This is a genomic window from Xanthomonas sp. AM6, from assembly GCF_025665335.1.
GTDB lineage: Bacteria > Pseudomonadota > Gammaproteobacteria > Xanthomonadales > Xanthomonadaceae > Xanthomonas_A.
Genome location: NZ_CP106869.1, coordinates 890038 through 903658 on the forward strand (window position 1 = coordinate 890038; position 13621 = coordinate 903658).

Annotated in this window: 13 protein-coding genes; 9 read left to right on the forward strand and 4 right to left on the reverse strand. The window is 71.0% G+C overall.

All coding sequences use genetic code 11. The annotated features are described in order from the left end of the window. The first annotated feature begins 35 nt into the window (after window positions 1-35). Entirely contained in the window at window positions 36-989 is a 954-nt protein-coding gene (gene gnd, locus OCJ37_RS03695) for a phosphogluconate dehydrogenase (NAD(+)-dependent, decarboxylating) (RefSeq protein WP_263112353.1), read from the forward strand. A 13-nt stretch (window positions 990-1002) separates the two neighbouring features. On the opposite strand, the gene OCJ37_RS03700 is transcribed toward gnd, so the two are convergent. Further along, the gene (locus tag OCJ37_RS03700; RefSeq protein WP_263112354.1) at window positions 1003-2046 is read right to left on the reverse strand and encodes an oxidoreductase; all 1044 of its coding nucleotides are present in this window, start codon (window positions 2044-2046) and stop codon (window positions 1003-1005) included. 153 nt (window positions 2047-2199) lie between these two features. Here OCJ37_RS03700 and OCJ37_RS03705 point away from each other — a divergent pair, with 153 nt between their 5' ends. The 5 genes from OCJ37_RS03705 to OCJ37_RS03725 all read left to right on the forward strand — a co-directional run bounded on the left by OCJ37_RS03705 (window position 2200) and on the right by OCJ37_RS03725 (window position 7119). After that, window positions 2200-2589 (forward strand): BON domain-containing protein, encoded by a 390-nt coding sequence (locus tag OCJ37_RS03705; RefSeq protein WP_263112355.1) that lies wholly within the window; start codon window positions 2200-2202, stop codon window positions 2587-2589. Between the two features lie 194 nt (window positions 2590-2783). After that, a complete protein-coding gene (locus OCJ37_RS03710) occupies window positions 2784-3146 on the forward strand; it encodes a hypothetical protein (protein WP_263112356.1) in 363 nt (120 codons plus the stop codon). Window positions 3147-3349: 203 nt separating this feature from the next. Continuing rightward, window positions 3350-5161, forward strand: coding sequence for a sensor histidine kinase (locus OCJ37_RS03715; RefSeq protein WP_263112357.1), 1812 nt, complete (start codon window positions 3350-3352; stop codon window positions 5159-5161). After that, on the forward strand, window positions 5158-5598 hold the full coding sequence (locus OCJ37_RS03720) for a response regulator (protein WP_263112358.1): 441 nt from the start codon (window positions 5158-5160) through the stop codon (window positions 5596-5598). Before OCJ37_RS03715 ends, OCJ37_RS03720 begins: the two co-directional genes overlap by 4 nt. A 6-nt stretch (window positions 5599-5604) precedes the next feature. Next, entirely contained in the window at window positions 5605-7119 is a 1515-nt protein-coding gene (locus OCJ37_RS03725; protein WP_263112359.1) for an ATP-binding response regulator, read from the forward strand. Between the two features lie 157 nt (window positions 7120-7276). Here OCJ37_RS03725 and OCJ37_RS03730 read toward each other — a convergent pair whose 3' ends face one another. Beyond that, the gene (locus OCJ37_RS03730) at window positions 7277-8116 is read right to left on the reverse strand and encodes a proteasome-type protease (protein WP_263112360.1); all 840 of its coding nucleotides are present in this window, start codon (window positions 8114-8116) and stop codon (window positions 7277-7279) included. A gap of 96 nt (window positions 8117-8212) precedes the next feature. Here OCJ37_RS03730 and folK point away from each other — a divergent pair, with 96 nt between their 5' ends. Then, window positions 8213-8734, forward strand: a complete 522-nt coding sequence (folK, locus tag OCJ37_RS03735) for a 2-amino-4-hydroxy-6-hydroxymethyldihydropteridine diphosphokinase (RefSeq protein WP_263112361.1) — start codon at window positions 8213-8215, stop codon at window positions 8732-8734. A 107-nt stretch (window positions 8735-8841) separates the two neighbouring features. Here the strand turns inward: folK and OCJ37_RS03740 are convergent, their stop codons facing one another. Then, entirely contained in the window at window positions 8842-9576 is a 735-nt protein-coding gene (locus OCJ37_RS03740; RefSeq protein ID WP_263112362.1) for a pteridine reductase, read from the reverse strand. Window positions 9577-9630: 54 nt separating this feature from the next. On the opposite strand from OCJ37_RS03740, the gene OCJ37_RS03745 reads away from it, so the two are divergent. Both OCJ37_RS03745 and OCJ37_RS03750 read left to right on the forward strand, forming a co-directional pair. Next, a complete protein-coding gene (locus OCJ37_RS03745; protein WP_263112363.1) occupies window positions 9631-10815 on the forward strand; it encodes a class I SAM-dependent methyltransferase in 1185 nt (394 codons plus the stop codon). A gap of 10 nt (window positions 10816-10825) precedes the next feature. After that, on the forward strand, window positions 10826-11242 hold the full coding sequence (locus tag OCJ37_RS03750) for a VanZ family protein (RefSeq protein ID WP_263112364.1): 417 nt from the start codon (window positions 10826-10828) through the stop codon (window positions 11240-11242). A 30-nt stretch (window positions 11243-11272) separates the two neighbouring features. On the opposite strand, the gene OCJ37_RS03755 is transcribed toward OCJ37_RS03750, so the two are convergent. After that, window positions 11273-13594, reverse strand: coding sequence for a beta-N-acetylhexosaminidase (locus OCJ37_RS03755; protein ID WP_263112365.1), 2322 nt, complete (start codon window positions 13592-13594; stop codon window positions 11273-11275). Window positions 13595-13621: the final 27 nt, after the last annotated feature.

Consider the following 13621-nt stretch of genomic DNA (forward strand, 5'->3'; position numbering starts at 1 on the left):
CCCTAATGCTCCTCACTTCGAGCTAGGACGGACGCATGGAACTGGGACTTGTAGGGTTGGGCCGCATGGGCGCGAACATGGCCGAGCGGCTGGTGCGTGGCGGCCACCGCGTGGTCGGATTCGACCTGGGCGAGGCGGCGCGCAGCGCGGCGCAGCAGCGCGGGGTGGAGACGGCCGACAGCATGGCCGCGCTGATCGCGGCGCTGCCGGCGCCGCGCGCGGTGTGGCTGATGGTGCCGGCCGGCAAGATCGTCGACGACACCCTGGCGGTGCTGCTGCCGCTGCTGGACAAGGGCGACGTGGTCGTGGACGGCGGCAATTCGTACTACAAGGATTCGGTGCGCCGCGCCGCCGAACTGGCCGCGCACGGCATCGCCTACGTCGATTGCGGCACCAGCGGCGGCGTGTGGGGCCTGCAGGAAGGCTACAGCCTGATGATCGGCGGCGACGAAGCGGCGGTGCACCGGCTCGACCCGCTGTTCGCCACGCTGGCGCCGGCCGCCGATGCCGGCTGGGGACGGGTCGGTCCCAGCGGTGCCGGCCACTTCACCAAGATGGTCCACAACGGCATCGAGTACGGAATGATGCAGGCCTATGCCGAAGGCTTCGCGCTGATGGGGCGCAAGCAGGAGTTCGACCTGGACCTGCACCAGATCGCCGAAGTCTGGCGCCAGGGCAGCGTGGTGCGTTCCTGGCTGCTGGACCTGTGTTCCGACGCGCTGGGCAGCAACCCGGACCTGTCCGGCATCGCCCCGTACGTGGAGGATTCCGGCGAAGGCCGCTGGACCGTGGCCGAAGCGATCGACCTCAACGTGCCCGCGCCGGTGATCACCCTGTCGCTGCTGGAGCGGCTGCGTTCGCGCGACGCCGATTCGTTCACCGACAAGCTGCTGGCGGCGATGCGCAACCAGTTCGGCGGCCACGCGGTGATGCGCGAAGTGCGCGACGTGCCTTCGCACGGCGGGCCGCGCGACACGCTGCCCAAGTAACCGGCGGCGCTCGTCAGTCCAGGGCGAGGGTGCGGCCCGAGGCGGCGCTGCGCTGGCCGAGTTCCAGCAGCCGCATCACCGCCAGCGCCTGCGCCGCGTCCACCGGCGCGGGCGCGCGTCCGGCCATCGCTTCGCGGAAGCCGGCGTAGCAGTGGCGGTAGTCGCCGCGCTGCGACGGCAGCGCCTGCGTGGCGGCGCTGCCGTCGTCGCCGACCAGGGTCAGTTGGCCGGCCAGCGGGTCCTCGCCCCACTGCGGCGCGGCCGGGGTCAGCCCGGCGCGCAGCTGCGCCTCCTGCGTGTCCAGGCCGTGCTTGACGTAGCTGCCGCGCTCGCCGTGCACGGCGAAGCGCAGCCCGTTCGCCGCGACCAGCGAGCCGGCATGCAGCACCGCGCGCAGCCGCGGGTAGCGCAGCACCGCATGGAAGTAGTCGGTCGCCTGCGCGCCGTGGCGCTGCTGCGCCAGGTCCACCTGGATCGCCTCGGGCAGCCCGAACAGTTGCAGGGTCTGGTCGAGCAAGTGCGGCCCCAGGTCGAACCACAGGCCCGAACCGGGCAGCGCGTGCTCGCGCCAGCGGTCGCCGACCTGCGGGCGGTGGCGGTCGAAGTGCGAGTGGAATTCGGCGATCGCGCCCAGGCGGTTCTCCTCGAGCAGGCGCCGCACGGTGAGGAAGTCGCCGTCCCAGCGCCGGTTCTGGAACACGCTGACGACGCGCCCGGCCTGCTGCGCCTGCGCGAGCACCTGCTGCGCTTCGGCCACGTCCAGGGTGAACGGCTTGTCCACCAGCACGTGCTTGCCGTGGGCCAGCGCCGCCAGCGCCAGCGGCGCGTGGGTCTGGTTGGGCGTGGCGATGACGACCGCATCGACCTGCGGATCGGCGAAGGCCTGCTGCGCGTCGGCGACGATGCGCGCCTGCGGATAGGCCGCGGCGGCTTCGTCATGGCGGCTGGAGACGATGCTGTGCAGGCGCAGGCCGGGCGTGTGCGCGATCAGCGGCGCGTGGAAGACGCGGCCGACGAAACCGTAGCCGAGCAGGGCGAGATTGAAGGGCTGATCCATGGCGAGAAAGGCTGTGGCGGGGGAGGCCGCCAGTATCCGGCAACGACCGTCACGCCGCGTGCACGCCTTTCACGCTGCCCGCATTTGGCGGTCACGTCGCTTGTACGCCGCCTTGCAGAGACTGCGCACACACCTTCAAGGGAGGAGGACATCATGAAAAAGTTCACGTCACCCACGCTGCTCGGCGCCGCTCTCGCGTTCGGTCTGACCCTGGCCGCCGGCCAGGCGCTCGCCGTCGATCCGCCGACCACGGCGAGCAAGGACCATGACACCATGGGCCACAACGACGGCATGAAGCACGAGTCCAAGGAGCCGGTCACCGACACCTGGATCACCACCAAGGTGAAGGCCGATCTGCTCGCGACCAAGGACGTCTCCGGTACCGACATCAAGGTCGAGACGCTCAACGGCACGGTCAAGCTGTCCGGCGCGGTCGAGAACAAGACCCAGCGCGACAAGGCCGTCTCGGTCACCAAGATGATCGACGGGGTCAAGAAGGTCGACGCCTCCGGCCTGAAAGTGACCGGCGCCGCCAAGCACTGATCCATCGCGACCACGGCGGATGCGGGACGCGAGACGAGGCGCGCCCCGCAGTCCGCATGTGTGAGAACGCACCCTTCGGGGTGCGTTTTTTTTGCGCCATGCGGGTGCATGGACCGCGGCATCTGCACCGTTTCGCGCTGTATTGACATGCATTCAGCCATCATCCAGCCATGTTGGCTACCAGGCGAATCGCTATGTTGGATGCTTACTCCCATGCCGCGCCGAGTCACGCGCACGCGACGTCGCAACCCGCAGCCGTCGGCGCGGGGCCGTCCTCCGCCGAACTGCCGTTGCGGCCGTCCTCCTTGACCTTGGCCACGCGCCAGCTGGAATCGCAGTTGGGCATGCTGCTGGCCACCTTTCACGACGATGCCGGGTTCTGGCCCGCCTTCACCACGTTGATGCAGGGGTTGGAGACCGAGCTGACCCAGGCCGAGCGTTCTCGCCTGCGCAGCCATGCCGATTTCCTGCTGGTACGGGCGGGCATGTCGTCGTGGACGTTGATCGGCGCCACCCCCGGGACCACCGCGCGCGCGGTGGCGGCTGCGGCGCGCTGACCCGGACGTTACGGATCGGCTTCACCAGGACGGGCGGCTCGCAGCCGCCCGTTTCTTTGTTTCCGGGCATTAGGATAAAGTCGTATTCAGGTGCGCGAGGGGCATGACGCGCAGCCTGAATAATTCACCTGCACCGGACGGGGATCGGCGACAATCCCGCCCCGTCCCGTGCCGCTTTCGTTTCCCATTTTCCACGAACAGGTATGCAGATCACCGCCAAACATGACCCATGGGACCGCTGGCGCCTGCCGCTGCTGGCATTGGCGGTGGTGTTGATCGTGATCCTGCCTTCGTTGCTGCTGCGGCAGATGAGCGACAGCACCCTGCGCGCGGCCGACTGGGTCAGCCACAGCCAGGAAGTCACGGCAACGCTGCACGACCTGGAAGCGAACCTGCGCGACATGGAGTCGGCGGCGATGGCGATGTCGCACCAGGTCCAGTCGCCGATCCTGCATGCGCGCTTCAACGAGTCGCGCGCCGCGATCGCGCCGACCATCGCGCGCCTGGCCGAGCTGACCCGCGACAACCCCGATCAGCAGGTGCGCATCGGCCGCCTGCAGAGCACCCTGGAGCGCCGCGGCCTGCTGGCCGTGCGCATCGCGCAGAACCGCAACCCGGAGCAGGTGCGGGCGCTGATCCAGGAGATGACCGCGGACAATCCGATCCGCGGCCTGATCGCCGAACTGCAGCGGCGCGAGGACGTGCTGCTGGCCGAACGCACCGCCGATGCCGATCAGCGGCGGTTGCTGGCCTCGGTGATCAGTTGGGTGTCGCTGACGGTGCAGCTGCTGCTGCTGGGCCTGGTGATCTGGCTGCTGCAGCGGCAGATCGGCCGGCGCCTGGACGCGGAGCGGCACCTGCTGCGCGCCAACGCCCGCGCCGCCGCGGTGCTGCAGACGGTGCGCGAGCCGATCGTGCTGCTCGACGGCACCCAGCGCATGATGATGTACAACGCCGCGTTCGGCGAACTGTACGGGCTGGACCCGGAGCGCGCGCCGAAGATGCTCGGCGAGGTCGGCGACGGCGTCTGGCAGGACCCGATCATCCGCCAGCGCCTGGCCGACGTGCTGCTGCGCGGGCGCGAGCTGTGGGATTTCGAGCACGAGCAGGCCGGCGCCGACGGTGTCGGCCGCACCATGCTGCTGAACGCGCGGCGCATGCCGTTGCCGGACAGCGACGACGAGGTGGTGCTGATGACGGTCAGCGACATCAGCCTGCAGAAGGCCACGCAGCAGCGCATCCAGGTGCTGAACCGGCAGCTCGAGGGCAAGGTGGAGCAGATCTCGGAGGTCAACCGCGAACTGGAGGCCTTCAGCTACTCGGTCTCGCACGACCTGCGCGCGCCGCTGCGGCATGTCGCCGGCTTCGCCGACAAGTTGGCGCGCCATCTGGGCGACGACGCCGACGAGAAGAGCCGCCACTACCTGGAAGTGATCGGCACCTCGGCGCGGCGCATGGCCTCGCTGATCGACGACCTGCTGGTCTACTCGCGCCTGGGCCGCAGCGCGCTGCGCCTGCAGGCGGTGGACATGCAGTCGCTGGTGGCGGAGACGCGGTCGGTGCTGGACGCCAATTTCCAGTCCGACCATGCCGGCAGCGGCCGCCGCATCGAATGGAACATCGCGCCGCTGCCGATCCTGGTCGCCGACGAGAACATGATGCGCCAGCTGTGGCTGAACCTGCTCGGCAACGCGGTCAAGTACAGCGCCAAGCGCGAGCTTCCGGTGATCGAGGTCGGCTACCAGCTGCAGGCCGACGGCAGCCATCACTTCAGCGTGCGCGACAACGGCGCCGGCTTCGACATGGCCTATGCGGCCAAGCTGTTCGGCGTGTTCCAGCGCCTGCACAAGGCCAGCGAATACTCCGGCACCGGCATCGGCCTGGCCAGCGTGCGCCGGGTGCTGACCCGCCATGGCGGCCACATCTGGGCCGACGCGGCGCCGGAGCAGGGCGCGACCTTCCATTTCGTCTTACCCCCCGCGCTCGAAGCGCCCACCAATGAGTTGACCGCATGACCGCCATCCGCACCATCCTGCTTGCCGAAGACAGCCCCGCCGATGCCGAAATGGCGATCGACGCGCTGCGCGACGCGCGCCTCGCCAATCCCATCGTCCACGTCGAGGACGGCGTGGAGGCGATGGATTACCTGCTGCGCCGCGGCGCCTACGCCGACCGCGAGGAAGGCCTGCCGGCGGTGCTGCTGCTGGACATCAAGATGCCGCGCATGGACGGGCTGGAAGTGCTCAAGCTGGTGCGCACCGACGAAGCGCTCAAGCGCCTGCCGGTGGTGATCCTGTCGTCCTCGCGCGAGGAAAGCGACCTGGCGCGCAGCTGGGATCTGGGCGTCAATGCCTACGTGGTCAAGCCGGTGGACGTGGACCAGTTCTTCACCGCGGTGAAGACCCTGGGCACGTTCTGGGCGGTGATCAACCAGGCGCCGGACAAAGAGTAAGCGCGCATGCCCATGACCGGCACCAAGCTCGGACCGATCCGGATCCTGATGGTCGAGGATTCGCCGGAAGACGCCGAGCTGCTGTCCGACCAGCTGCTGGACGCCGGCCTGGAGGCGACCTTCCGCCGCGTGGAAAGCGAGTCCGCGCTGCGCGCGGCGTTGCAGGAGTTCGCGCCGGACATCGTGCTGTCGGACCTGAGCATGCCGGGCTTCTCCGGGCACCAGGCGCTGCGCGTGCTGCGCGAGCACGGCAACGCGGTGCCCTTCATCTTCGTCTCCGGCACGATCGGCGAGGAGACCGCGGTGGAGGCGCTGCGCGACGGCGCCAACGACTACATCATCAAGCACAACCCGACCCGGCTGCCGTCGGCGGTGGCGCGCGCGATCCGCGAGGCGCGCACCGAGCGCGAGCGGCAGCGGGTGGAAGGCGAGCTGATGCGCGCGCAGCGGCTGGAGAGCCTGGCGATGCTGGCCGCCGGCCTCAGCCACGACCTGCGCAACATCCTGCAGCCGCTGCTGATCGTGCCGGAGCTGATGATCGGGCGCAGCGACGATCCGCAGCTGCGGCACCTGGCCGAGGTGATCGCCGAGTGCGGCCGGCGCGGCCACGAGATGGCCGAGTCGATGCTGTCGTTCGTGCGCGGCTCGCGCCAGCCCAGCGAGCGCGTGTCCATCGCCGGCCTGTTCCAGGCGGTGCAGATGCTGCTCAAGAGCAGCATGCCCGAGCGGGTCGGCCTGCAGGTGGAGGTGGCCGATCCCGAGCTGTCGATCGAGGCCAACTACACCGAGCTGCAGCAATGCCTGCTCAACCTCGGCCTGAACGCGATCCAGGCGATGCCCGACGGCGGCACGCTGACGTTCTCGGCGGCGCCGGCGATCGGCGCCGACGGCAGCGAGCAGGTGCGGATCCTGGTCCGCGACAGCGGCCTGGGCATGGACGCGGACACGCAGGCGAACCTGTTCAGCCCGTTCTTCACCACCAAGCCGGACGGCACCGGCCTGGGCCTGATCTCGTGCAAGCGCATCGTCGAAAGCTATGGCGGCAGCATCGGCGTGGACAGCACCCCGGGCGTGGGCACCTGCTTCGAACTGCTGATCCCGCTGCGCGGCCACGCGCCCTCGGCCGAGCCGGAGCCGGCGATCCCGATGGGCAAGGGCCAGCGCGTGCTGCTGGTGGACGGCGAGGCCACGCGCCTGTCGCTGCTGGGCAATGCCCTGTCCAGCCAGGGCTATCGGCCGCAGCTGGCCTCCGACGGCGCCGCGGCGCTGCGCGACGTGCGCGAACGCGGCATGCCGGACCTGGTGATCGTGGACAGCGACATCATCCTGCTGTCGGCGGTGAGCCTGCTGCTGGCGCTGCAGGACCTGGACTACCGCGGCCCGGCGATCGTGCTGGAGGACGCCGGCACGGCGCTGCAGCGCGACCACTTCCCGCAGGACATCGCCGTGCACGTGCTGCGCAAGCCGCTGGAGATGCAGCGCGTGTTCCGCGCGGTGGCGCACGCGCTGGAAAGCGGCTGAGGAGTCGGGATCGGGGATTGGATTCGTTGCGGGCCACCCACGACAGCGGCGTTAGCGGCGTCGTCCCCACTGCAGCCGAGCGCTGCGGCGAGCGCGCGCCTTCAGGCGGCTTGACGCCGCTTTGCGAATCCCAAATCCCCAATCCCCAATCCCGGCTTCACTGCTGCGACGACTGGTCTTCCGGGTCGCGCCGGGCCGGCGTGCGGCGCGGCGGCAGCGGCGGCAGGGCGCCGCGGTTGTCGGTTTCGCTCTCGGCGGTCAGCGCCGGTTCCCAGGGGAAGCGCGGCAGCGTGCGCACCGCGTTCTCCAGCTTGCGCGACCAGGTGTCGTGGATTTCCGAGTACAGCGGCGTGTCCGCTTCCAGGCGCATGCGCTCGGTCACGCGCAGGTCGTCGCGGCGGATCAGCGCCAGGTCGATCGGCATGCCGACCGACAGGTTGGAGCGGATCGTGGAGTCCAGCGACACCAGCGCGGTGCGCGCGGCGTCCTCCAGCTGCATTTCCGGGCGGATGATGCGGTCCAGGATCGGCTTGCCGTACTTGGACTCGCCGATCTGCAGGTACGGCGTCTCCGGCGAGGTGGCGATGGCGTTGCCCAGCGGATAGATCATGTACAGCCCGGGCCGCTCGCCGGCGATCTGCCCGCCCAGGATCAGCGTGGACTGCACGCTGACGCCGCTGTGCTGGGACTGGTCGGACAGCTTGACCTGGCTGGAGACCAGCACCTCGCCGACGTACTCGGCCACCTCGAACAGGTGCCGGAACGAGCGCAGGCTGCGCGGCGCGTCCGGATCCTCGGCGTCGCGCTGTAGCCTGGAGATCGCCAGCTGGGTGGTGGCCAGGTTGCCGGCCGACATCAGCGCGAACACCGCCTGGCCCGGATACTCGAACACATGCAGCTTGCGGTGCACGCGCACGTCGTCCAGCGAGGCGTTGGTGCGCGTGTCTGCGGCGAAGACCAGGCCTTCGTCCACTTCGATGCCTACGCAATAAGTCATGTCGCTGCCGGAAGATCAGTGCGTTTGGATTCTATGCGGGGGGGACGGGCTTGGCTACCGGTTGACGGTCGCCGCCGCGGCATGCGCGAATATCGCATGACCACCGTGCTCCTCAGCCTGGGCAGCAATCTGCGCCCGCAGCATCACCTGCGCGCCGCGATCGCGGCGCTGCGGCAGCGTTTCGGCCCGATCGTGGTGTCCCCGGCCTACCGCACCGCGGCGGTCGGATTCGACGGCCCGGCGTTCCTGAACAATGCCGTGTCGCTGCAGACCGACTGGGAGCTGGCGCCGCTGGATGCGTGGCTGCATGCGCTGGAGGACGCCCACGGCCGCGACCGCAGCGGCCCGCGCTTCGGCGACCGCACCCTGGACATCGACGTGGTGTTCTACGGCGACCGCATCGTCGAGGGCCCGGGCCACCTGCGCATCCCGCGCCCGGAACTGCGCCACGCCTTCGTGCTCAAGCCGCTGGCCGACATCGCCGCCGACTTCGTCGACCCGGTCAGCGGCCGCAGCCTGGGCGCGCTGTGGCAGGCGCATGCGCAGTTCGGGGAGGCGTTCGAGGTGGTGGAGCTCGATGAGGCCGGGAATGGGGAAGAGGGACTGGGGAATCGGTAAAGGCAGACACCGGGTAGGGTCGTTGGGCTGTCATGGCGCGGTCAGGGGCGCTCAGCAACGACTGGCCTGGGCGCGCTCGCCTATTCCCATTCCCGAGCTCCCAGCCTTCAAGAAAGGCTCCGCCCCCCATCCACCCGCAGCGTCTGCCCGGTGACGAAGCCGGCGTCGTCGAGCAGCCAGCGCACCGCCTCGGCGATCTCCTCGACCTGGCCGGTCCGCGCCAGCGGGGTGCGCGCCAGCAGGGCCTGCTGCGCGGCGCTGTCCTTGCCGGCCTCCGGCCACAGGATCGCGCCCGGGGCGATGGCATTCACCCGCACCTGCGGCGCCAGCTCCAGCGCCAGCGAGCGGGTCAGCATCGCCAGCGCCGCCTTGGCGGCGCAGTACAGCGGGTGGTCGCGCAGCGGTTGCTCGGCGTGCACATCGGTGATGTTGACGATCGCCCCGGCATGCGCGCGCAGCTGCGCGGCCGCGGCCTGGGCCAGGAACAGCGGCGCGCGCGCGTTGACCGCGAACAGGTCGTCCCATTGCGCCGGCGTCGCCTCGGCCAGCGGGGTGGGGTAGAAGTTGGAGGCGTTGTTGACCAGCGCGTCGAGCCGGCCGAAGCGCTGCACGCACTGCGCCACCAGCGCCGGCAGTTGCGCGGCGTCGCGCAGGTCGGCGTGCAGGGCCAGGGCGCTGCCGGGGCGCGCCGCGTCCAGTTCCTGCGCCAGCGCCTGCAGCTCGGCCTGCGAGGTGTGCGCATGCAGCGCCACCCGGTAGCCGGCCGCGTGCAGGCGCCGCGCGATGCCGGCGCCGATGCGGCGCGCGCTGCCGGTGATCAGGGCGACTTTGCTCTCGGTCATGTCTGCATTCCACGCTCGGCTATGCTGTGCATTGTCCACGCAATCCGGCGCCGCATGCCTATCGACCTTCCCGCCCCCGACGCCGACGCGCTCGCCCACAGCGAGCGCCTGGCCGCGCACCTGCGCGCCGAGATCGCCGCCGGCGGCGGCGCCATCCCGTTCTCGCGCTTCATGGAGCTGGCCCTGTACGCGCCGGGCCTGGGCTATTACAGCGCCGGCAGCAGCAAGTTCGGCGAGGAGGGCGATTTCGTCACCGCGCCGGAACTGGGGCCGCTGTTCGCCGCCACCGTCTCCAATGCGCTGGCGCCGGTGCTGCAGCAGCTCGGGCCGCAGGCGCGGATGCTGGAGGTGGGCGGCGGCAGCGGCGCGTTCGCCGAGGTGATGCTCAAGCGCCTGCTGGCGCTGGACGCGCTGCCCGAGCGCTACGCCATCCTCGAGCCCAGCGCCGACCTGCGCGCGCGCCAGCGCGAGCGCCTGCAACGCGCACTGATCCCGCCGGTGTTCGAACTGGTGGAGTGGCTGGACCGGCCGTTCGAGGACGACTGGAACGGGGTGCTGTTCGCCAACGAGGTGATCGATGCGCTGCCGACGCCGCGCTTCGTGCTGCGCGAGGGCGAGGTGTTCGAGGAAACCGTGACCCTGGACGGCGAAGGCCGCTTCCGCCGCGGCGAACAGCCGGCCGATCCGCTGCTGGCGGCGGCGGTGCGGCACGTCGAACGCTACCTGCAGGCGCCGTTCGCCGACGGCTACCGCTCCGAACTGCTGCCGCAGCTGCCGTACTGGATCCAGGCGGTGGCCGGCGGGCTGCGCAGCGGCGCGCTGCTGTTCGTCGACTACGGCTATCCGCGCGGCGAGTTCTACCTGCCGCAGCGCGACGACGGCACCCTGCGCGCGTTCTACCGGCACCGCACCCATGCCGATCCGTACCGGTGGCCGGGCCTGCAGGACCTGACCGCGTCGGTGGACTTCACCGCGCTGGCCGAGGCCGGCACCGGCGCCGGCTTCGAGCTGGCCGGCTACTGCAACCAGGCCAGCTTCCTGCTCGGCAACGGCATCGATGCGCTGCTGGCCGAGGCCGAGGCGCGCAGCGACGAACGCGGCCGCCAGCGCCTGCACGAGCAGGTGAAGCGGCTGACCCTGCCCAGCGAGATGGGCGAGCGCTTCCAGGTGATGGGTTTCGAGCGCGACGTGTCGCTGGCGCCGGCGTTCCTGGCCGGCGACCTGACCTGGCGGCTGTGAGCGTGCGGCTGTGAACAGGCGCGCGCTGCGCGAGTTCCGGCGGCCGGCGCCGTGGCTGGGCCTGTGGCTGCTGGCGATCGCCGCGGTGATCGCGGTGTGCCTGGGGCCGCCGCCGCAACTCCCGGACCTGCCCTCGGGCAGCGACAAGATCGAGCATTTCCTGGCCTATTTCCTGCTCGCCTGGGGCGCGGTGCAATTGTTCGCGCGCCCGCGCGCGCTGCTGCTGGCCGCGCTCGGCCTGGTCGCGCTGGGCATCGGCATCGAATTCGCGCAGGGCGCGCTGACCACCGACCGCATGGCCGATCCGCGCGACGCGCTGGCCAACAGCGTGGGCGTGGCGGCCGGCATGGCGCTGCTGCCCACGCCGCTGCGCAACTGCATGCTGTGGCTGGACCGACGCCTGTTCGGCCGCCGCGCGCCGGCCTGAGCGCGGCGGCGGCTCGAACGGCCGCGCGCCCTAGCGCGGCTGCAACGTCAGCCGGTCCAGCACCCACATCGCCGGGCGCGTGTCGCCGGTGAAGTAGACGCACAGGTCGGCGGTGCGCGGTGCGTCCGTCGGCAAGGGCACGCGCAGGGTCGCGAAGCCGTCCGCGTCCGGCCGTGCGGGCAGCGCGACGTCGGCCAGGATGCGGCCCTCGCAGCCGTCGCGCACCACCAGTTCGCCGTGCGGCGTGCGCGCGGGACGGAAGCGCCGGTGCGGTTTGTCGTGCGCGAGCTGGAAGTAGTAGGGCACGCGGCCGGCGCGGACCTGCAGCGCGCCGACGCCGTCCAGCGCGGCCTGCTTCCAGGTCCAGCACGGGTCGAAGATGTCCACGTCGAAGATCGCGCGCTCGCCCTCGCGCGGACCGTCGTCCTCCAGCCGCAGGGTCAGCTTGCCGCTGCACATCGCCAGGTCTTCGTCGCGGCGGCTGCGCAGCGAGGCCAGGTCCACGCGGCGGCGCACCGGCTCGGCGAGCGGCATGCCGTCGGCGAAGGCTTGCGCGGCGAGCGTGGCCGGCAGGGCGACGGTCAGTGGCGCGGTGTAGCGCGGCGAGGCGGCGTTCGGCGCGCTGCCGTCGGTGGTGTAGCGGATGTCGCGGTAGCCGAGCGGCGTGGCCAGGCCGACCGTGGCCCGCGCCGCGGCGCTGTCGCCGCGCACCTCGAACTGCGGCTGGAACGGGGTGGCCGCGTAGGCGATGCCGAGCGCGCGGTAGTGCGCCAGCAGGTTCGGCAGGCGCTGCAGGAAGCCGTCGTAGTCCTTGGCTTGCGCCGGCGTCCAGCCGGTCTCGGCGACGGCGGCGATGCGCGGGAACACCGCGTGCTGCAGCCGCGCCCAGCTGCGCATGTGTTCGGAGAACGCGGTGGCCTGCAGGCCGAGCACGTGCTTGCGCTGGGCCTGGTCCAGCACCGCCGGCACCGGATCGAACGCATACACCTTGCGCAGTTCGGTCAGCGCCGGGCGGCCCGGCGGCTCGTCGGGCGAGGCGGTCTGCAGGTAGTCCAGGTACAGGTCGGTGACCGGCGCCATCACCACGTCGTGGCCCTGCCGCGCGGCGGTGATGCCGCCTTCGATGCCCTGCCACGACATCACCGTGGCGCGCTCGGGCAGGCCGCCGGCGAGGATCTCGTCCCAGCCGATCAGGCGCCGCCCGTGCGCGTGGAGATAGCGCTCCAGGCGCTTGATGATCCAGCCCTGCAACTGCTCCTCGTTGGCCAGGCCCAGTTGCCTGATCCGCGCCTGCGCCGCCGGCGAGGCCTTCCACTGGTCCTTGACCGCCTCGTCGCCGCCGACGTGGATGTAGGTGCCGGGGAACAGCGCGATCATCTCGCCGAGCACGTCCTCGAAGAACGCCAGGGTTTCCTCGCTGGCATTGAACAGGTTGGCGTGCACGCCCCACTCGTTGGAGACCTGCAGCGGCGTGTCGATCGAACCGAACTGCGGATACGCGGCGAGCGCGGCGGTGGCATGCCCGGGCAGGTCGAATTCCGGCACGATCGTGATGTGGCGCGCGGCGGCGTAGGCCACCAGTTCGCGGATCTGCGCCTGGCGGTAGAAGCCGCAGCTGCGCAGCGGGCGGCCGTCGGCGCCGATGCCGGCGTCGCCGGAGGCGACCCGGCAGCCGCCGATCTCGGTCAGCTTCGGATACTTCGGGATCTCGATGCGCCAGCCCTGGTCGTCGGTGAGATGCCAGTGCAGGGTGTTGAGCTTGTGCAGCGCCATCGCGTCGAGCAGCTGCTTGATCTGCTCCACGCTCTGGAACTGCCGCGCCGAATCCAGCATCAGTCCGCGCCAGCCGAAGCGCGGCGCATCGACGATGTGCGCGCCCGGCAGCACCGCCGGGCGTGGCTGGCCGGCGGCCGGGGCGAGCTGCCACAGCGTCGCCGCCGCATAGAACAGGCCGCGCGGATCGGCGGCGCGTGCGCGCACGCCGTCGCGGCCGATGTCGAGCACGTAGCCTTCCGGCGATGCGCTGGCCTTGGGATCGAGCGCGAACACGATGCTGCGCGCGCCGGGACGGCTCGCGGGCGGCGCGAGCTGCAGCTGCAGGCCGCTGCCGCGCGCCAGGCCGTCGATGAATTGCCGTGCGGTCGCGGCCGCGCGCGGGTCGTCGGCATGCACGCGCACGCTGGCGTCGAGCGCGAACCCGTCGCCTTCGATGCGCGCCTGCTGTGGCGCGGGAATCAGCGGCAGCGGCGCTGCGGCGGCGCTGGCGGCCGCGGACAAGGCGGCCAGTGCGATCAGCGCGGTGGCGCTGCAGCGCGCCAGCGAGAAGAAGGTGCTGCGGGTGGAACGGGCCATCGGCATCTCCCGCCGGGCGGTTGCCCG

Bases quoted from the DNA above. Each gene is read 5' to 3' on its own strand.
- OCJ37_RS03715 (WP_263112357.1), top strand. From the start codon at position 3,350: ATGCAGATCACCGCCAAACATGACCCATGGGACCGCTGGCGCCTGCCG.
- OCJ37_RS03740 (WP_263112362.1), bottom strand. From the start codon at position 9,576: ATGACCGAGAGCAAAGTCGCCCTGATCACCGGCAGCGCGCGCCGCATC.
- OCJ37_RS03720 (WP_263112358.1), top strand. From the start codon at position 5,158: ATGACCGCCATCCGCACCATCCTGCTTGCCGAAGACAGCCCCGCCGAT.
- OCJ37_RS03710 (WP_263112356.1), top strand. From the start codon at position 2,784: ATGTTGGATGCTTACTCCCATGCCGCGCCGAGTCACGCGCACGCGACG.
- OCJ37_RS03700 (WP_263112354.1), bottom strand. From the start codon at position 2,046: ATGGATCAGCCCTTCAATCTCGCCCTGCTCGGCTACGGTTTCGTCGGC.
- gnd (WP_263112353.1), top strand. From the start codon at position 36: ATGGAACTGGGACTTGTAGGGTTGGGCCGCATGGGCGCGAACATGGCC.
- OCJ37_RS03730 (WP_263112360.1), bottom strand. From the start codon at position 8,116: ATGACTTATTGCGTAGGCATCGAAGTGGACGAAGGCCTGGTCTTCGCC.
- folK (WP_263112361.1), top strand. From the start codon at position 8,213: ATGACCACCGTGCTCCTCAGCCTGGGCAGCAATCTGCGCCCGCAGCAT.
- OCJ37_RS03705 (WP_263112355.1), top strand. From the start codon at position 2,200: ATGAAAAAGTTCACGTCACCCACGCTGCTCGGCGCCGCTCTCGCGTTC.
- OCJ37_RS03725 (WP_263112359.1), top strand. From the start codon at position 5,605: ATGCCCATGACCGGCACCAAGCTCGGACCGATCCGGATCCTGATGGTC.
- OCJ37_RS03745 (WP_263112363.1), top strand. From the start codon at position 9,631: ATGCCTATCGACCTTCCCGCCCCCGACGCCGACGCGCTCGCCCACAGC.
- OCJ37_RS03755 (WP_263112365.1), bottom strand. From the start codon at position 13,594: ATGGCCCGTTCCACCCGCAGCACCTTCTTCTCGCTGGCGCGCTGCAGC.